Origin of the sequence: Enterococcus sp. DIV0806c (assembly GCF_051710905.1) — a bacterium.
Taxonomy (GTDB): domain Bacteria; phylum Bacillota; class Bacilli; order Lactobacillales; family Enterococcaceae; genus Enterococcus_B; species Enterococcus_B mundtii.
On the sequence record NZ_JBIOLO010000001.1, the window covers coordinates 3071234 to 3091759 of the forward strand.

The following is a 20526-nucleotide window of genomic DNA, read 5'->3' on the forward strand; positions in this document are numbered from 1 at the left end:
ATTTTCTCCTTATCTGAATTGATAGAATGGGTCTTCTTTTAATCTCTCTTCTTCATTAATTTTTATGGTTTCTACAATCGGTACAGGTTGCTCCTCTTGCACGAGTAGTGGTCTAGTTGGCGCATCCTTAACTTGTCTTAACAAATCGTCTAAAAATTCTTCATCAGCTTGGTTTTGGAAGCCTTCGAATAACACTTCTGTGATTTGATCCGCATGGATAGAAAAGACTTCTTGGCTTGGCACATCGCCAAACGGATGGGGGGCTACTCGATATCTCGATATCACTTTTTCTTCTTCATTTTTGGCGATGGCACGAGCAACAACAAAATAGAGCAGTTGGTCATCCTCTGTCCCTACCAGTCTTAAGATACTGCCTAGTGGCAAAAACGGTGTGATCATTTCTTCTCTCATGCTTCTTCCTCCGTAGGAAACACCAAAGCTTCCAATTGTTCATCCTTGAAACTGTGTAGGACGTTTTTAGCAACTATTGCGTTTTTTTCTTGATAAGAAAGATTTTCAATAAATAATTGATTTTGTAAGCTTCCACCAAATAAAATATGGTCGATATTTTCTTTTACGAACATAGTGATTCCGCCAAAGGTATTGCCCACTTTCGTCATATGATCGAGAAAAACAAATTGTAAATGGTCGTTTCCGCCACTTAGCAGAGCGGTAACTTCCTCAGGGTTCAATGTTAATTTATCGATCAAGTCTGCAATACCATTGATAATGATGATCCTCTTGCCAGTTTCATTTGTTAAGAGAGCTTCTAGAGCCGTTTTTAGAGCTGTTGGTTCTTCCGTGAGGCATGAACGGTCCAAGTATAGTGAAACTTTCGGCTTTGCTGGTTCGAGTGTTCCATTTGCATCGATCAACACCACTTCTTCTTGTCTTTCTTGACAAATTTGTTGAAGTAGCCAAGGCATCATCGCACGAAGTTGCTTATTGGATTTGAAAAAGATCCCTAATCTCATTAGCTGGAACAAGTCGAATGATTCTACTGAAGAAGTGGCTTTGTTTAATCCCAAATACAGTGTGTGGTCGTCTTGTTCAAGGTAAGAAGCAAAACTTTTTTGCGTTAGGTTTTCTGGTACCATTGGAATTTTATCTGGGCGTTCGCCTGTCCAAGCTTGATTGATTTCTATAATTTCTTCTTCCAGATTTTGGAGTAATTCAGCATCATTTTTCCCATTAATCGGCAGATAAACCTGAATGGTAGTTGGCGTAGAAAGTAAGACTTGTCCGCGCCCATTGATTGCTTCAGGTGACAAAGCATTTCTGCCCATGACCATGTTTATTTCATTTTCATCGTTTAAATATAGCGTGATCTTAGTGGCAATATTGCTCATCATGTTCGTCCGAATACTTCCTGCACGATTCGCGGTCATCACAAGAAAGACACCCAAACTGGCTCCATCTCTTAGTAATTGAAGAAGCACTTCATCGATTCTATCTTTGCGCTTATCTTCCAAGCTCAGGCCATCATAACTATCGAGAATGATTCCTAAGATCGGTAATTTCTCTCTTGTTCTTGTTTCGTATTGCGTTAGATTCGCGACACCAGCTTGCTTGAACAAATTTTTGCGCTCTGCCAATAATTTTTCGATGCGATCAAGCATTTTTTGCAGTTTTTCATCTTCTTCCAAAGTCGCTATATCCGCAATATGGGGTAATTCCTTGAGTACTAATAAGCCATTATTCCCAAAATCGATTAAATGAAACTGAATCGTTGCAGGAGTATTTTGACGGGCAAGGTTCATTACAAGTGTTTGCAACACTGTTGACTTCCCATAGCCTGGACTAGCTACGATCAATGTGTGACTCGCTTCTTCGAGATTGAAGGTATAATTCATTTGTTTTTGTTCAGAAGGAATATCTAAACAACCAAATGGGATAGCTAGATTACGAACTTCTGACTGTTTTATTTTTGGCGTCATAATCTGCTTATCTAAGTTCGGTAGCCACGGCTTATCCGGCAATTTGTAGGTAGAATCGGCAAAGGTTGTCTTGATCTTATCAATCACTGCTTCTAATTGTGTTGGCAAATCTCGTGTATCTTTTCCTTGAATGATTTCGATATCTGGATCATAAAGCAATTCTAACTGGCCCAATTCATTGATTTTGAATACCCGTTCATCGATCACTTCTTCGATCAATTGTTCTGGATCATATGGAACCCCCGCATAACCACTTTGAAATAATTCATACACCTCATTTTCGCCAACTTTCAAATAGCCTCGTCCAGGATTCGTGATTTGTGCGGCATCTGGCGTTTTGAGTAACTCATTCGAGTCTTGGACACTCGCCATTTTCAAGGCAATTTTACTCGTACTATTGGCTTCGATCTGATCATTGACTACCCCAGAAGGTTTTTGGGTGGCTAAAATCAAATGGACACCTAATGAACGTCCGATTCGGGCAACAGAAGTGAGCTCATCTAAGAATTCTGGAACATTGGCTTTAAGCTCCGCAAATTCATCCGAAACTAAAATCAAATGGGGCAAAGGTTTTTGTGGATAAACAACGTCTGGTTTTGGGGTCTTTCTTTGTTTATACAAGGTCATGTAGCCGTTGATATTATTTACACCATATTTGGCAAACTCTCTTTGACGTTTCGCTAGCTCTGCTTTGATGCTTGCTAAGGCTCGCGCAGTTCCAGCACCATCCAAATTAGTGATTGCACCCATAAAATGGGGCAAATGATCTAAGGTATTGGCTATTCCGCCACCTTTCCAGTCAATAATCAACATGCCGATATCTTCGGGCGAAAAATTGATTGCTAAGCCGATCAAATAAGTCGTTAAAAATTCAGATTTCCCTGAACCAGTCGTACCACCAACTAAGGCGTGTGGTCCATGGACTCGTTCATGTAGATCCCAATAAACCAAATCTTTTTTTCCACGCCAACCGATTAATGAGCGAATCGATTTATTAGGTTCAGCAGTAGCCCAGCGATTTGAAATCGCTAGTTCTTCAACTGTCTTGACCTCATATTGTTCCAATAGACTCAAGCTGTCAGGTACGGCATTTTTCTCTACTTCCACATGATGGAGATTCGCCAAACGCCGAATGGCTTTTTCGATTGGATAGGTTGTCGGCAAATGATTGGGAATAAAACGCTGGTTCACATATTCATTGTTCTGATTGATCAACGTTGCTGCCTCATTGCTTTGATATTCAATTAAAGTAGTCGTTGTTTCGGGCAACATATTCAACGTTTCTTTTCCCCAAATGACCGTAATGCCATAGTCTCCTAAGTTTTCGGCTAAAAACTCGTTCAATCCATGACCTGCCAACCAACTTTCATCCAAAATCGAAAATACATACTGTGGCTGAAAGTGTACCTTTTCATTACCCGCTTCACGTGCTTGTTGTTTTCTTTTTGCCACTATTTGATAAAAAGAATTCAAGATCATGTCTCGACTTTGGGGGGTATGCACCATTCCTCTTAGATTTAAAGAACGGATTTTATTATGAGGTAACCAACGCCATTCTCGCCAATGTTGTTCGTACTCTTCCGACGGGATCAGTGTAATGAATTCGACGTCTCGATAAGAATGCAACACACATAACTGAAATAATAGGAGTTGTAATGCTGTTCGCAAAATACTAGGTGTTCCTGCTAAGCCAACCGTCTGTTCCAAAAGTGAAACGATGATCGGGGCATCTCCAAGTTGTTTGTAGGGGCTATTAAGATGCTCAAACGCTTCATTACTCAGTTCATCCTCTTCTACCGGCTGGAAGTTTGTTTGAAAACTAGCATTGATTTCGCCGATTCCTAAGCGGACAGTCAAAAAATCTTCGTTCACTGTCATGCGTTCATAAATCCTCGCATGATAATCTTTAGCCATCAATGCTAATTCATTCAGTGCGGGATTCATATATTCTAATGCTGTTTTTTGTGTTTGCTGTAAGACAGTAAGCTCTGACTTTTTTTTGATCATATACTGACGGAAATGCTCTTCTCTCATGTGATTTTTTCTGTTGATTTCTTTTTTGTTTGTAAAATAACTCGATACAGAAAAACCGGTTGTAAGTAAACTAGCGCCTCCCATACTGATCAACATAACTGGATTGCCTCCGCTCAAAAAACTTGTAGCTCCGCTCAAAACAACCATACCTAACGGTGGAACGATGGTTTTCAACCACTCATTCTTTCCTTCATTAGATTTCTGCTTAGGTGATTGGATCTCTATTTTTTCTTTTGGCTCTTTTAAATGGATTCTTGGACTACGCCTAAATGCTGGAAAATTTTCTGGATACTCGGGAATGTAGGGTTCTTCGAGCAACTGCCAAGGGTCCAACTGTAGCTGATTTTTTAAATCTGAGATCTTTAATTGTTTCTCGCGCATCTCAATCATGAGATAATCAATGATCAATTGATCGCCTACAGAAAATGGAAATACACCTTTTTCTACACGTTGGTGATTGTAATAAATCTTGGCCTTACTAGGATAGATTTTTATTTGATAGTCATCAGTACTATTACGATTAATAAAAATCAAGGCATCCGACTCAATACGGATTGCCGAATCTTGTGCATTTGATAGATAGACGCTTTCCCTTGGCTTATTGACGATCACCGTTTTCAAATTTTCATGATGAACGAGGAGAAACTTTTCATCCTTGACTACTTCTCCTCCACAAAAAAGCTGTCCGTCTTCACAGTAAAGCGTTTGATTGTCCAGTATTACTTGATTGTTTTTTTCTGTTATTTGTTTATGAATAAACGTCGAACCAAAGTAAAAAAGGTCATAAAGAACTGAAACGGAATGTTGGATTTGATCAGTTATTGAAATTGGCTTAGTTTGCTTCATTACTATCCGTCTCGCTTTCTAAGATTTCTAAGTACTTATTGATTTCTTCCTCATAACTCGTTAATAACTCTTGCTTCTTCTGACCACTCATTTTGTTGTTTGCTCGCGTCGCGTCGTATAGTTTGGTATAGGCATGTAAAATGTATTGATGATCGCCGAGGTTTTGTGCGATATCTAGTGATCGATCAAAATTTCCCCGTCCGATATAGATCCAGTAAAGCAACGTATTCTCATTTGATTTTTGGGAAATATTATTTAAGATCGCTGTCTTTTGCTCATTCGACAAATTATCCAGCTGTACAGCGCTGACTGCAGCAACATATTGAGCGCCAGAAGGGAGATCTTCGGGTTTATCATCTTTTAATGTGGTTAAAACACCAGCGTAATTATTAGCAATATATTGCGTTTCAGCAGAACTGATCCGTTCTTGTGCGGGAAGTTTATCAAACGCATAGATGCCTGTCGTAAGCGCTAAACCTATTGTTGAAATGCTTAATAAAAGCGTGCCCCACTTAAACATAAAATAGCTTTTTTTGTTCACCATTTGAATTTCTGATGCACGTTTCGTTTTCTGCTGTACGACTTGTTCGCCAATCATGCGGTCGATTTCTGCGACACTGTTTGCTCTTTGGATTCGTTTAGAAAACTCGTCCTTCAATGTGCCATTTCCTTCAATCAGTTGCTCATAATCGAACTTAGGATGTAAAATTGTCAGGATCAATGCACGATATTGCTTCAAAAATTCTTCTTCGGTTATTTCATAAGGAATAATTGAATGCGCAAAACCTCTATGTGCTATGATTATTTCTTCTCCAAATAGAAATAGATTGGCTGGATGGATGAAAGGCTGGATTGAGCTACTCAAAAACTCGGATAAGAAATTGATTTTTTGTGCAAGTAATAATCGTTGAAAAAGTTCTGTTCGTTTAAGGTACTCTTGCAAAGAATAGATTTGTTTACTTTTCTGGTATTGAATGACGAGTTTTTCCTCTGAAGATTCTACGATCTGTCCAGAGAGTAAGTGCTTTTTCTGTGTTAAGAATAGTTGATACTGTTCTAAACGATCGAGTTGGTATTGCTTAGCATTCAGTGTCACTTTGACAGCATCAGTTGATGTCTCAATCATGATCGTTTCAGAAATATCTTTTATGTGGGTCACGTTCGTTCCTCCGATTTTTGTTGAGATTCATGGATCAGTAAATGATCGCCTTCACTTAATGGATAATCTGCCACATATGCCTCTTCCTTTAAGCGGATCGGTTTATTTAATACCACTAAGTCGAACGCATCTGGCAAGGACGAACCATTTTGTATGAAAGATTCCTTTAATAATTCTTTTAATCGTGTAATCGTTACATGGATCGGGATCTGTAAGTCAATGATTTCTTCTTTGACTTGTAAACTTATCCCAATTGCTTGATTTTTTTCCAACTACAACAGTCCTTTAATCATATTTGTATTTCTGCTGTGAAAACTTTTTACCAAGATAATTGCCTCCAAAAGTCAGTAAAATACTTCCTAGTAGAAGTAAGATCCACAAAACAATCCTTCCCTGGATAGCTGTGTGATTGGGGTTAGCTGACGACTGATGTCCTACAGACATTTGCCCTTCTTTGAATAATTGGGGTGTAATTGTTTGTTCAAAGACCTGTGGCTGTGAAGTTGCTTCCGACACAAAGACGAGGTTCTGAGCAGTGGAAATCTGTTGTCTTTGTTGTTGGACACGTTCTTGGTCTAATTTTGTTTTATCTTCTAAAAATAAATCGTGTACTATAAATGTTGTTTCATGATCTTCGATGCCTTCCCTTTCTTGGTAGATCACATGGTTATTGATAGTGAGTGTACTTGCCAAAACTGTGACATTCGGGTGACTTAAAAATAGTGAAACTACCAACAAAAAGAAAAGCCCCCCTATTTTTTTCTGAACCATTTTATACCTCCGTTTATTCATTTGACCGTTCTTTCTTCTCTTCTGGCCGGACAATAAAATTCAATATCACTCCAAATATCAGGAATAGAACGAGCAATAGATAACTTCCCCAACCGATGACACCCTCATTCATCAACACAGTAAAACCGTTTTGAATATTCTGTAAAGGTGATAGACGATAGAGCCATTCTGTCAACGAGCCATTTTTGATTGCTACGCCCAACAAAGGAGTCAACATGAAGAACAAGCCAAAAATCCCACCACATAAATACAACGTGATTTTTTTGAATTGGCGCATGAACCCTAAAAGAATCAATTGACCACTAGCAAAGACTAAAAATGCATAAACGAACCAAACAAAAGAATGGGCGGCTCCTGATACTGTGGTCGTTAAAACGCTGTAAATAAGTGACAGAACTAACGTTACGCTGAGTACCGCCACCATATTAGGCACGTTTTTCCATATACGGTTCGGTGTGACTAACAAATCGACAGAAGTCACTACACGTTTTTTCATCACGCTAGATAATTGAAAGGATACTAACAGAATCATAAAGCCTCCAATCAATGTCACGTAGTAAGGAGTCAGTGAGCTTTGTCTTGTTTGACCAAAGCTTCCTTGTCCTAAAATCGGACTTGCTAGAAAATTAAAGACCTGGGGATTATCTGCCCCTCCATTCCTTGTATTCGAAAGGACTTCACTAAATGATTCGGCATATGTTTGATTTTCAGAAACAGTCTGTGCCGATTCATCAAGAGAGGTACTTAGATTACTTAAAATAGTGGTAGCATTCTCTTGTACTTCGATGGTCGATTCTTTTAGCTGATCGATCGTAGGTGTGATATCAGCTACTTCTGCCGCAGATTGACCGGTAACTTCAGCTGCTGCTTTTGAACTTGCCATCAATCCTTGCATCGTTTGGATCAGACTGGCTGTTTGAGCTTCAATCAGGGCGTATTCATTTTCTTTGGGATGTGGATTTTCTTCTGAGATGACGGATTCCGCTTCTGTTTGTGCCGTTTGCTGCCAACTGTCGTATACTGCATGGATTTGTTGATTCGCAGAGGCGAACCAGTGGTTTAATTTGTCCGCTTCTTCCATAAATGTTTGTGGCAATGTCATTAGTTGCAAGGTACCGTACAAGGTTGGTTTTAGTTTTTCAGGTTCTCTAGTCCCTGGAGAACCAATGACTGCTTGTAATGCAATGATTTGATTCTCGGTATCGCTATACAACTGATCCCCTGTTTTTTTGTATTCCTGATACAGTTGTTCGCTGATCATCGAAGGTTTGTCACTTTCCTGAAGATTGTTATATAGCCAGTAGATTGAACGAGAATCAGCTAATTCAATAAGGGATCTCCCCGTATTTTCTGGTTGATCGATCATCTGTCGGTATGCGGGTATCGTTATAGAATGGTGCGGTGCACCAAATAGCGTGACAATTTGTTGCGCAGTCGTACTTAATAGTTGAAACTGTTCCAAGATTTGTGGCACATCGTCGATCAATGGCTGATCCATCGGAAGATAGACTGAGAATTCCCTCGTTTGTTGTACGTGTCCATTGATTATCCATGTGTAAAACACTTGATTGTATGAAGTAGTCTGTTGTTCTGGAGTCAACTGCCACTTTAAAGGAATGCTTACTTCAAAGTTCAATTTATCTGGTAGCGAAGGATATTCTATACGCTGGTGCTCTTCTTCCGTTTCTTCTTCCGTTTCTTCTTCCGTTTCCTCCTCCGGTTCAATCGTCCAAGGTTGTACGATTGTTAATGAATAATCTGTATCTACTCGGATCGCTGTTTCATAGTTGTAGGGTGCCAGTAACTGATTCAATTGATTTTCCATTTCTGTAACATCATATGTTGGATCAAAAAAGAGCATCCCTTGCTGCTCTTCTTCTGTTTGTATCGAGAGGACCGTGTCTTGTTTTAACTCAATTGACATCTGTTGATTGGTGGTGGGTAAAGAAATCGTTGCATCATGTTGCGCTTTCGGTTCAAGATAAGCAAAAGAAGCTTCACTTCCTATTGGTCGGTCAAAATCGTGGGCATAACGTGTAACAATCGCTAGCTCATCATTGAAAATAGCGGCCTGATCCTGACTGATCACTGCTTGATTTTGTAATTCAGTTAATAATTGAGCTAAACTATCCACCGAGATCTGGGGCAAAGTCTCCTCGATAACTGATTGATATGCCCCATCTAATTTGGGTCCATTACTTTGATTTGTCATCAATTTGATAATCGCATTTTTAACTTGATCTTCTGTCGCAGTTACAGGTGTACTTGTCGGATCATTATAATACGCATTGGCAATTTGACCTTTTAAGCGTTCTAGCTGTGCTACCTGACTCTCCAACTCAGTAATTTGTTGTTGGATCTCTTCAATGCGTGTTTGTTGATTGGTTTGAAACGCCGTTGCCTGGGTTAAGAAATCCCAATAGATACCGAAACTATTTTGTTCATTTTGAGTATAAAAATTGCTAAACTGAGCTGAAATTGCATCATTGAACAAGTCGTATTGATTTCTATAGTCAACTGTTGCGTTCTCCCACTGAGTGGTTAATTGATTTTTTTGTAAGGTGACTTGTTGATTGAATTGATTGATTGCTTCAGTGATTTTTTCATTCGCTTCTTTTGTATAATCAACAATTGTCTCCTGAACATTTTCTGTCTCTTTGTGAGTCTCTTCTAAACTTGAATTATTGCGCTCCAAAAGAGATTGTACCGAATCGACAAAGGCTTGTTGCTGTGCCTTGAATGCACTATTTGTTGTATCTAAAATACTAGTTGAGTCTAATACACTCGCATAGTTGTCTGGAATATTTTGGAATGGCTGATAGATACTATTTTCTAGATTTTGCTGATAATTGCTATGTGTATTCGTCATTTTATTCACGTTTTGCTGCGCTTCAGAGAGATTTCCTACAATACTGGAAAAATACATTTGCACAACACGCTGATTGAAGTTTGTTAAAATCTGATTCACTTGTTCTTCGATCATTTGGTTGGTTATTTCATTTTGTCCATCCCGCACTTGATATTCGATGACCGCTTTTTCTGGATTGATGCTTTGTAAAGATAATAGTTTTTCCGAAAAATCTTGGGGAATAATGATTTTTGCATCGAATTGGCCGTTCTCTAGTCCTGCTGTTGCAATATTACGCGTAGTCGTTTCCCAACGATTGGTGGAATCTTTATTGATCAGTGTCACAAAATCGGTTCCTAACAAGTACTGCTGACCTTCAAAATCTGCTCCTCGATCCTCATTCACCAAAACATATTGCATTTTTGTCGTCGGGCTGGCGGTGCTCGTGATGATACTCTTTTCTTTAAAGCCGATATACGCAAAGAAAAGAAGCAAAGATAAACTTGCGATGACCGCAAGGATAAATGGCTGCTTTTGCTTCAAATGGTTTTTCAAGTTGTTCTCCTCCTTCTAAAAGAGCATGGGGTCAGAAGTGACTTTCCTGTATTTCTACCTTTAAAAATAAGCGTCAAAATCCAAAAATAGCTAGCTGATTTCGGATTTTGACGCTTATATCATGGCGATGTGCACTTCTGTCATATCCTCTTTTTAGGCTATAGCTGAGATGCTCTGTTGCACATTGTGTGTTGTTGCACATGTGATTCGTTTAAGAGAACCTAACTGACTTCTGTTTGAAATCAAGTTAAAATCCAAACGAACCTGCATCTTGACGATCGCGTTCTGCAACCGTATCAGCATACTTGTTCAACTGCTGATTGATGCTCTCAAGAAGTTCTTCCATTTGACGGACATTACCTTCTAACTGGTTGTATTGTTCCAAATAAGCTTGAAATGCTTGTCCTTTCCACTGTTGACTGATTTGTTGGTTCATTGAGTTTACTTTACGGATCGCCTCTTGGATCTGAGAGGCTGCTTGTGAATAAACCTGTGCTTGTGACTTCAGTTGTTCGGGTGTGACTGCAATTACTCCTGCCATTTTTGTACCTCCTAAAATTTTTTTGACTAGTTTATCATACTTGATTTTCAACTGGTCAAAATAAAATACGCCGAATAAGGTTGATCTTCGTCGTATACGCACAATTCTTTTCGTATAAGATCAGTTATTTTAAGACAGCATTCAATTACTAGTGGGGGGAAAACTCATTCTTGAGTTCAAAATCAACTTGGTACGCCTGCTCCACGAAGCGTAATAGTTCGTATTTCTTTTGATATTGTTGCTTTGAATCTAAGTAGCAACTGACTGCTAATGCGTTTTTCACGTGAGACTTTCCTTTTTCATTTCCTTTGATCATATACCAGACGCCTTGTAAAAACAGTTGCAAGTTCCGCTCATAGTATAGTTCTTCTTCAAGGAAATACTCCTCTAACTTCGCCCCATATTTCCAAACCAGGCGGAGATCCTGATTTTTAATAAATAGAATGAGACCATTCGCCAACATGCGAAACGTTTCACTTTGTCCACTACGGTTTTCTTCATAGACCGCCAAACTAAGAAACGACTTTTCTAAAATCAAATCAATAAATTTAGGATGGAACGCATACATACAGTTAGTAAACAAAAAAATTTCGTAGCGAGTCCATGTTTGCGCCTTCATTAAATACTGATAAACCTCTGAAGATAGGACATCGATTTTTTCCTCTTTTAATTGAGCGATCATCAAGCGACAAAGACTGATAAGATGGCGTTCTCTTTGGGTACTAGGTTCTTCTGTTTCATACAACATGATAATACTATGTAACTCTAAACTATCTTTTTTTTCAAAAGCGACTACCGCTTCTTGCATCAATCGATTAACCTCAGATAAATCATTTGGAAAATTAAATAACTGCAATTCATCGTAGTCCAAATTTAGTTTTTTTAAAAAATAAGTTAACTTACTGACTGTCGTATCTGCTTTATTTTGAATAAAACGTTTATAAACCGAACGACTGGCTTCCTCTCCGCAAAGTTCTGCGATCGTTATTCCTTTTTGCTTTCTGACAAATTCAACGATTTCCCATACTTCCATTTTTTCACTCCTGACCTCTTTCACTGAAATTTGAACTCAATGATTCTTAGAAAGAGCTTCTATGATTGAAATTTGATAAAGCTAAAAATCCCCGTTTATTATAATCTTACCATCATTCTTGTTTGAATATTACATTTATTTATAATAACTACCGTTTTTAAAATATAAAGACTTTAATAACAAATAAAAAAAATATAACAAAAAAATATTGATGTTATTTATAAATGTGATAATAAGGGAATAAACAATATATTTTCCGTTCAACATGTCATATTATAAAAAAGAATGAGCGCTCGCAACGGTACTTTCTGCGAGTGCTCATTTCTTTTTATGATGCATCAGATTATCAATGCTATCATACCAATTATAATGTTGATTGTTGTGGGCTATTAATTAGGGTTTCTACATATTTTTTTGCTTTTCTTAGTAGCTGGATTTTTCTTATCTGACTGACATAGTTTTTTCGGTCTAACATGAAATATTTATTTTCTCTGATTACGCTTAATTGCTCTTTATAGATCATAGCGGCAGCAGTTAATGCGAGTTGACAATTCCGATCAATAAACGGCAGCATCGTAAAAGAAGTTTCATATTTTTTCTCTGCTTCATTGGCTACCGCTTCCCATAGATCAATCAACGGCTTCGCAGGTTCATCTGCTTGTAACATGGCTTCAGTCACACCATGGGCACGCATCATTTCCTTTGGTAAATAAATCCGTCCCATTTTATTATCTTCACCGATATCTCGTAAAATGTTTGTGAGTTGCATCGCTTCACCCAGTCGTTTTGCCTGTGACTGGATTTTTTCTGCTTGGTCAGATAATAAAGGTAACAACATCAAGCCAACACTACCTGCGACATAGTAACAATAGTCTTCTAAGTCAGCAAATGTTTTTGGCTGTGTAAAGACTAAATCTTGCTTTTGACCTGCGATCATGTCGTAGAACGGAGACAAGGTCATGGGATAAACGGAAAAAACAACCGACAAGGCACGCCAAATAGGTTGATCAGGAATTTTACCCATGGAGAAAGCATCTAGTTGGTGTTTTAATGCCAACAATTCTTCCTCACTATGCGCTAAGTCAACGGTATCATCTGCCAAGCGACAAAAAGCATAAATGGCATAGACACTTTTTGCTTTTTCTTCAGGAAGTTGAGAAAACGCTGCGTAAAACGATTTTGAATATTTTTTTATCACAGTTTCACAATAGGCAAAATCGTCTGCGTGTTTTTCAAACAGTTCCTGATTAGTTTTTGTCATCTTTAACCAACTCCTCTACCGCAAGCTTAGCACTTTGCATCACGATTGGTACACCAGCTCCGGGATGTGTACTGCTACCACAGAAATAAAGATTCTCAGCAGAAGCAAATTTATTGTGAGGTCGATAATAGTTACTTTGTTTTAAGGTTGGTTTCAACCCAAATGTTGCACCATTATAGGCATTGAAGTTTTTTTCAAAGTCTTTTGGTGTATAAAAACTTTCTGAAACGATATGCTCTTCAATATCAGTAAAGTCCGTCTTTTCTTTTAATAACGTCAATACTTTTTGACGGTATTCTTGGACTTTCGCCTCTGACCAATCTTCATATTTTGAAAGTTCTGGAACTGGTACTAATACATATAAGCCTTCATGGTTTTCTGGGGCTAATGATTCATCCATGATCGTAGGTCGGTATAAATAAAAGGATGGATCTTCCGGTAAACGACCATCTTCAAATAAATCATCCACATTTCGTTTGAAGTCATCTGCGAAGTAGATGCTGTGGAGATAGTCCCCCGGATATTTTTTATCTAGACCTAAGTATAGTAAGAAACAAGAACAAGAGTATTCCATCTTATCGATTTTCTTATCCGTATATTTCCCACGATTCTTTTCATCAGGAATCAACTCTTTCATTGCATAAGGGAAATCAGCACCACAAACGACCGCATCTGCTTCTATTCGTTCCTGTCCGATTCGAACACCTTTTGCCACTTTATCTTCAATGATCAATTCATCAACGGGTGTATTGTAATGGATCGTTCCACCTAATTCTTCTAATAAGTTAGCTAGTGAGGTTGCTAAAGTATACATACCTCCCTTAATAAAATGAACTCCGTAGAAGAGTTCGATCATGGGGATGATCGTATATAACGACGGACCTTGGTATGGGGAAACACCGATGTATAAGGTTTGGAACGCCAATGATTTTCGCAACCGTTCATCTTTGACAAATTTAGCAATCGATGAATACGCATCACTAAAGGTTCTTAGACGAATCCCTGCCCATAGTGATTTAGGGTTATAGAAATCCCAAAAACCACGAAAGGATTTAGTAATAAATGCTTCTTTGGCTATGTTATAACGCTTGTAGATATCCGCTAGAAACGCATAATAGCCTTGTGCATCTTCTTGGGAAATCGCTTCGAGCGTTTTGGTCAATTCGATAAGATCATTTGAAAATTCGATTGGTTCTTCTTTATTGAAATAGAGCTTCAACATAGGATCGACTTTTTCCATCGGAATGTAGTCATCCGGATCTTTCCCACAAAATTCAAATACTTCGCGATAGATTTCAGGCATCATCACGATCGTTGGCCCCACATCAAACGTGAACCCATCTTTTTTGATTTGGTTCATCTTACCACCAGGACCACTTTCTTTTTCGTACAATGTTACTTCATAGCCTAATTTTTGCAAGCGTACAGCTGCACTTAATCCCGCAACTCCTGCACCTGTTACAATGACTTTTTTCATGACATCCACCTACTCAATTCTTGTTCTATAAATTTTTATCATCTGATAAACTTTAGGATATCATTAAATTTGTTATGTCATAAAATAAAACGCTCAAATAACATATGTTACATTAAATTTTCTTCATTTTTCTTTGTTTTTAATTTATTTTTTATCATTTTTCACTCAGTATTATTTACGCGTGAAATATACGATCTAGATAGCCATTGTCAGCTAACCCCGAATAAACAGCCTTCAAAAGCCAATTCATTAAAAAAGCTATGACATCCGAAAATATTTTCATATTTTTAGATGTCACAGCTTTTTTGGTTGATTACTTTTATCACAACCTCAACTGTTTATTCAGTTTTATGTTGAAATTCATCTAATCGTGCACGAACTTCATCCGTAGATTTCGTGTTCATCAATTGCACACGTAAATCGTTGGCTCCTGGAAATCCTTTGACGTAGATTTTGAAGAAACGATGTAAGCCTGTGATCGAACGTGGGATCTCTTGTGCATAATGGTCTTGTAAATCTAGTTGTAAGCGCAGTAAGTCAATAAGTTCTTCTGCTGAATGCTCTCTTGGTTCTTTTTCAAAGGCAAATGGATTTTTAAAAATACCTCGGCCGATCATGATGCCATCTACACCATATTTTTCCGCTAATTCAAGCCCTGTTTGGCGGTCAGGGATGTCACCATTGATCGTCAACTTCGTTTGTGGGGCAATTTGATCACGCAAGGCAACGACTTCAGGAATCAGTTCCCAATGTGCCGCAACTTTACTCATTTCTTTGCGTGTTCGCAAATGAACAGAAAGATTCGCGATATCTTGCTTTAGTAAATGACTGATCCAATCAACCATTTCAGCTTGCTCTGTGTACCCAATACGTGTTTTTACACTTACAGGTAAACCTCCAGCTTTTGCAGCTTCGATCAATTCTGCAGCAACTTCAGGGCGTAGGATCAAGCCACTACCTTTTCCACGCTCTGCCACATTCGGTACCGGACAACCCATATTGAGGTCTATTCCTTTAAAACCCATTTCAGCTAGTTGAATACTCATCTCTCTGAAAAATTCCGGTTTATCCCCCCAGATATGTGCCACCATCGGCTGTTCATCTTCAGTAAATGTCAAACGTCCTTTAACACTCTCTTTGCCATCCGGATGACAAAAACTATCTGAATTAGTAAATTCGGTGAAATACACATCCGGCGCGCCGGCTTTTTGGACAACATGGCGAAAAACCACATCTGTCACATCTTCCATCGGTGCTAATACAAAAAAGGGCGTAGGTAGTTCAGCCCAAAAATTATTCTTCATCAAGTACACTCCATTTCGCTATATACAAAGTTCCATCAAAAAACATTGTTGCCATTATACAAGGAAAAAGAAAAAGAAGCAAAGTAGAGGTTGTGAAAGGAGCGATCAGCACTAAGGCATAAGACAGGAAAATCGAAAATGGTTGTTTCATTTTTGATTTTTCTGGCTTATGTCCGAAGTGTTGCTCCTTGAACACCGTTTATCTTAGGTTATGAGAAAGCCGGTCAGCTCCGAATAGTAAGGCGGAAATTGGGAAATAGCTTCTCATATTTTTCAATTTTCGCCTTACTATTGAAGGAGTTGGCTTACCTCGTTCGTTTAGCTTCTTAACCCTCTACCTTTATTAATCAAGTACCAACACGTTGAATACAGCACTACGATGAACAGTACAAGGATCGCAATCGAAATGACGATTGGCACATCTGTGGTGCCTAAGAAACCATAACGGAAACTTGAGATCATATAAACAATTGGATTTACTTTCGAGATGGCTTGCCAAATCGGTGGCAACATCGAAATTGAATAAAACACCCCGCCAAGATAAGTCAAAGGTTGTAACACAAACGTTGGTACAATAGACACATCATCATAAGATTGGGCGAAAATCCCATTGATCAAACCAGCAAGCGAGAATAAGATAGCGGTCATCAATAGTGTTAATACAACGATCGTCCATGAATAGACATGTAATGGTACAAAAAATAGAGAAATCATTGTGACTAATGCACCGACCAAGACACTCCGTCCCAACCCACCGATCACAAATCCCCAGATGATGACATGTGTTGGGACAGGGGCAACTAAAATCTCTTCGATATTCTTTTGGAATTTTTGTGAAAAGAACGAAGAAGAAACATTTGAATAAGAGCTTGTGATGGCGGACATCATGATCAATCCTGGAACAATAAATTCCATGTAGGAGAAACCACCCATATCACCGATTCGGCCACCGATCATTTTCCCAAAGATGATAAAATACAAAGACGTAGTGATCACTGGTGGTACTAGCGTTTGTACCCAGATACGCATATAGCGATTGGTTTCTTTGATTGCTAAACTTTTTAATGCAGTAAAATAAAGATTAAACATTTTTCTTCGTTGCCTCCATATGATAAGTTTCTTCCGTAATTTTCAAGAAAAGTTCTTCTAAGCGATTGGATTTATTGCGCATAGACAGGACTTTGATCCCTTGCGCACTTAACTGTTCAAAGATCCCATTCACTCCTTGATCACGCTCCACTTCAACCGCAAGTGTGCGTTCATCTTCTAAGATACTTGTATAGCCAATGATCTCTGGCTTTTTATCATAAGGTGCTAAGTCAAAGATAAACGTTTCAAATTGTAATTTGGAAAGCAAGGCTTTCATAGAGGTATTCTCAATCAGTTCACCCGATTGGATGATTCCAATATTTCGACAAAGCATTTCTGCTTCTTCCAAATAATGAGTCGTCAAAATGATCGTTGTTCCTGCGTTATTCAATTCACGTAGAAATTCCCACATTTCTCGTCTTAATTCAATATCGACACCCGCTGTGGGTTCATCTAGAATCAATAATTTGGGTTCGTGCATCAATGCACGGGCAATCATCAATCGTCGCTTCATCCCACCTGAAAGCATCCGCGCACGAACATTGCGTTTCTCCCACAAATTAGATTGTTTAAGGTATTTTTCACTACGTTTCAATGCTTCATTACGGGACACGCCATAGTAACCCGCCTGATTCACGACGATTTGTTGCACCGTTTCAAACGGATTGAAATTGAATTCTTGGGGCACTAAGCCGATTTGTTGTTTTGCTCGTACTAAATCTGTATCCAGATCATAGCCAAATACTTTCACTTTTCCCGATGTCTTATTCACTAATGAAGTGATAATCCCGATCGTTGTTGATTTCCCTGCGCCATTTGGTCCCAGTAGTGCATAAAAATCGCCTTCTTCAACCGTCAGATCGATGCCTCGGAGTGCTTCCACACCTGTCCCATATATTTTTCTTAACTCATTTATCTCAAGAGCATATGTCATTTTTTACTAACTCTCCTTATTTTGTCTGATTTACTATTTTAGCATGTAAAGAGGTTGTGAGAAAGCCGTTAAGCTCCGAATAGTAAGGCGGAAATTGAGAAAATAGTTTCTCATATTTTTTCAATTTTTGACTTACTATTGAAGGAGTTGGCTTTCGAACACCGTTTATCTAGGTTGTGAGAAAGCCGTTAAGCTCCATGCAATAAGATGAAAATGAAAAAACCACAAGTCCTTCCAGAAAATAATTCTGTCGTCTCTGTGGTTTTCACTATCAATGATGGTTTTTAACTAAATACTTTCAGTTTGGGCTTATTTCTTACTCCACTACCCGCCATTGACGATGTTGATCAAAAAAGGCAGCTTCTGCTTGAGCCTCTTTCACGATTGCTGTAGGATACTTCAACACATCTAACAAGGCGATGGCATTTCTTGTCTTTGCAGGCCCTTGTTTTAATTTAAAGTCAAAGCTGATTCCTTTTTCAGGAGTTACTTGCTCTTCAAAATGGACATTGGCACAATCTTTTTTCAAGATCTCAGTCAGTTCGATATCGTGTGTTGCGACAAAGGCTAAAGAAGGGTAGTCGCTCAACCAATTCACGATAGCTGCCGAAGACGCGATCCGTTCAATGGTGTTTGTCCCTTTCAAGATCTCATCGACAAAGCAATAGCAACGTTCTTTGGTTTCCACTTGCTGTAATAAGCGCTTGATCGATTTGATTTCTGAAACAAAGTAACTATCGCCTTCAAATAAATTATCTTCGATCGCCATCGAGGTCAAGACATGACCGGGTTGGATCGTGAAAGATTCGGCTAAAGTAGTTTGGATCGTTTGCGCTAAGATACAGTTGATGGCAATACTTTTGACGTACGTCGATTTTCCTGAAGCATTCGAGCCAGTGACCAATGTGTTCTGTTGCCAATCGATTGGATTGACGACTGCCTCTGCAATCAGAGGATGATACGTATCCTCTGCCATGATCCCGCCTTCTGCAAAGACTGGTTGACAAGAATAGGGCATGTAAGTGCGATAATTCAACACTGCCGCAGCTACTTCTAACTCTCCTAGTAATTGCCATAATTGAATCGCTTGTTCCGTTTTCTTTTCCAATCGACTAATGACAAAATGATACGAAATAAATGGCAACATGAACATCATATTCAAGTAGTCAAAAAACAACTCCGCTTCTGAGCCATTTTTCACTCGAAATGAAAAACCGAACTTAGGGATTTCTTTTAAAGGCTGAACATTTTTTTGTAACTCTGCTTGTAACGGTGTGGCAAACGTGGCAATTTTTTTCGCCGCAGAAATCGTAGAAACAAGATAGCCCATACTATTAAGTTCTGTTTCGAGCGTTTGCTTTTTTATCAAGTAATAAACCGTATTGAATAACACACTAATGATCGCGATATAAATGCCGATCACTTGTCCAAGTAAAAACAAGCCTAAACCAATGAGTGGTAACATGCCTAAAAAGGCAAATAGCCCAATATGACCAATTCTTTTGCTTTTGCCATCTGCTAAGTATTGTTTGGCAAAATTCCGGTCTTTTTTTCCAACTCGTGCAAATTGATATTGGATTTCTTCTCTCAACTTAGGATTTTCTTGGTAGAAAGTAATCAACTTTTCTAGACGCTGATCTTGTCCAAAATCAAAATTACGCAGTCGCTGATAAAGCGCTTCTGAACCCACACTTGAATACGTATGATTGACCGTTTCGAATACTTCAAACATATCTAGGTCATACCAAGTCAAGTCATCGACTTCACTGTCCCACGTACGAAACTTTTTTTCTGTCTGCCAAGCTTCTTTTAAGCTCTCTTCCTTATCAAATCGTACTTGATAGGGAAGCTTCCCCCATTTGTAACGGACATCTGCTCTTAATTTCTTTCGCGAATTGATTTCTAAGACAATTAAGATTCCAATGATGCCGACGATCAGGAGCATGATAAATTCTGTTTGACTCATAAATTTTCTCCAATCTATTGAATACTTTAAGTATAGCACTGATTGGAAACATAAATGGAGTTATAAAAAAACTATCCTTCTTTTTCGCCGTATTCATGTTGATTCTAGACACCAACTGATTCCATCGAAAAGTACCTTTTGATTTCCTTCATGTTGCAATCCTTCTGAAAAATGTGCAGGAGTCATACAAAAAACTTTACCTTTGCCATACAGATGTCGCCAAGCGGCGATTGATTCACCATAGTGAGAATAGCTGTGCATCAGAACTTCCGTTTCTCCTATAGCTACTTCAGTGAAATAGTGTTCGTCCCATATTTTGTAAGACTTACCGTTTGGTTCTCGATAGGTTACTTCTGTAGGTTTGGGATGATGAAGGAAGCGCCCCCGCAACATCTCACTAAAAGCAGAGTGGATCGGGTAGCTAGAAAGTCCTGAATGATAGGCAATCAGGCTTCCGCCACTCGCTACATACTCGGTGATCAACTGATCATATGTTTCATTTAACCAAAAAGCGTCATTTGTTTCGGGTGCTAACCGATTTTCCTTTGAAAGGAGGAATAAATCAGGTTGCTCATGTAATGCTTTGGTTAGTTGCTCGATCGTCCGATCAGTCATCTTTAGTTCTTGTGGGAAGTGCTTAGAGATCCCCTGAAAATAGTTGGCTAACGGATCATGCGGATGGTAAGAATCGCCTAACAACGTGATCATTTTTTTCACTAGGAACACACTCCTTTCACTTAGGTACTCGTT

Annotated in this window: 15 protein-coding genes; all 15 read right to left on the reverse strand. The window is 38.7% G+C overall.

Annotated elements, in window-relative coordinates; all coding sequences use genetic code 11:
• Positions 1 to 9: 9 nt before the first annotated feature.
• Complete coding sequence (locus IGK77_RS14220; RefSeq protein WP_074801458.1) at positions 10 to 411, reverse strand: DUF4176 domain-containing protein; 402 nt, start codon at positions 409 to 411, stop codon at positions 10 to 12.
• Positions 408 to 4817 (reverse strand): type VII secretion protein EssC, encoded by a 4410-nt coding sequence (gene essC, locus IGK77_RS14225; protein ID WP_074801462.1) that lies wholly within the window; start codon positions 4815 to 4817, stop codon positions 408 to 410. The genes IGK77_RS14220 and essC overlap by 4 nt, the downstream gene beginning before the upstream one ends.
• Positions 4804 to 5976 carry a type VII secretion protein EssB gene (essB, locus tag IGK77_RS14230; RefSeq protein WP_074801465.1) on the reverse strand — a complete coding sequence of 391 codons (1173 nt, stop codon included), beginning with the start codon at positions 5974 to 5976 and terminating at the stop codon, positions 4804 to 4806. The genes essC and essB overlap by 14 nt, the downstream gene beginning before the upstream one ends.
• Complete coding sequence (locus tag IGK77_RS14235; RefSeq protein ID WP_071866509.1) at positions 5973 to 6248, reverse strand: type VII secretion protein, YukD family; 276 nt, start codon at positions 6246 to 6248, stop codon at positions 5973 to 5975. The genes essB and IGK77_RS14235 overlap by 4 nt, the downstream gene beginning before the upstream one ends.
• Positions 6249 to 6261: 13 nt before the next feature.
• Entirely contained in the window at positions 6262 to 6747 is a 486-nt protein-coding gene (locus tag IGK77_RS14240; RefSeq protein WP_071866508.1) for a hypothetical protein, read from the reverse strand.
• Positions 6748 to 6760: 13 nt separating this feature from the next.
• Positions 6761 to 10171 carry a type VII secretion protein EsaA gene (gene esaA, locus IGK77_RS14245; protein WP_074801467.1) on the reverse strand — a complete coding sequence of 1137 codons (3411 nt, stop codon included), beginning with the start codon at positions 10169 to 10171 and terminating at the stop codon, positions 6761 to 6763.
• Positions 10172 to 10418: 247 nt separating this feature from the next.
• Positions 10419 to 10712 (reverse strand): WXG100 family type VII secretion target, encoded by a 294-nt coding sequence (locus IGK77_RS14250; protein ID WP_019722716.1) that lies wholly within the window; start codon positions 10710 to 10712, stop codon positions 10419 to 10421.
• A 148-nt stretch (positions 10713 to 10860) separates the two neighbouring features.
• Positions 10861 to 11745, reverse strand: a complete 885-nt coding sequence (locus IGK77_RS14255; RefSeq protein ID WP_074801470.1) for an Rgg/GadR/MutR family transcriptional regulator — start codon at positions 11743 to 11745, stop codon at positions 10861 to 10863.
• Positions 11746 to 12109: 364 nt separating this feature from the next.
• Entirely contained in the window at positions 12110 to 13006 is an 897-nt protein-coding gene (locus IGK77_RS14260) for a phytoene/squalene synthase family protein (protein ID WP_074801473.1), read from the reverse strand.
• A complete protein-coding gene (locus IGK77_RS14265; protein ID WP_074801476.1) occupies positions 12993 to 14483 on the reverse strand; it encodes a phytoene desaturase family protein in 1491 nt (496 codons plus the stop codon). Before IGK77_RS14265 ends, IGK77_RS14260 begins: the two co-directional genes overlap by 14 nt.
• A 338-nt stretch (positions 14484 to 14821) precedes the next feature.
• Positions 14822 to 15787, reverse strand: a complete 966-nt coding sequence (locus IGK77_RS14270; protein ID WP_071866503.1) for a tRNA dihydrouridine synthase — start codon at positions 15785 to 15787, stop codon at positions 14822 to 14824.
• 318 nt (positions 15788 to 16105) lie between these two features.
• Positions 16106 to 16876 (reverse strand): ABC transporter permease, encoded by a 771-nt coding sequence (locus tag IGK77_RS14275; protein ID WP_071866502.1) that lies wholly within the window; start codon positions 16874 to 16876, stop codon positions 16106 to 16108.
• Entirely contained in the window at positions 16869 to 17810 is a 942-nt protein-coding gene (locus IGK77_RS14280; protein ID WP_034688663.1) for an ABC transporter ATP-binding protein, read from the reverse strand. The genes IGK77_RS14275 and IGK77_RS14280 overlap by 8 nt, the downstream gene beginning before the upstream one ends.
• A 316-nt stretch (positions 17811 to 18126) precedes the next feature.
• Positions 18127 to 19776 carry a MutS-related protein gene (locus tag IGK77_RS14285; protein WP_074801479.1) on the reverse strand — a complete coding sequence of 550 codons (1650 nt, stop codon included), beginning with the start codon at positions 19774 to 19776 and terminating at the stop codon, positions 18127 to 18129.
• 93 nt (positions 19777 to 19869) lie between these two features.
• The gene (locus IGK77_RS14290; RefSeq protein ID WP_256209303.1) at positions 19870 to 20484 is read right to left on the reverse strand and encodes a ThuA domain-containing protein; all 615 of its coding nucleotides are present in this window, start codon (positions 20482 to 20484) and stop codon (positions 19870 to 19872) included.
• Positions 20485 to 20526: the final 42 nt, after the last annotated feature.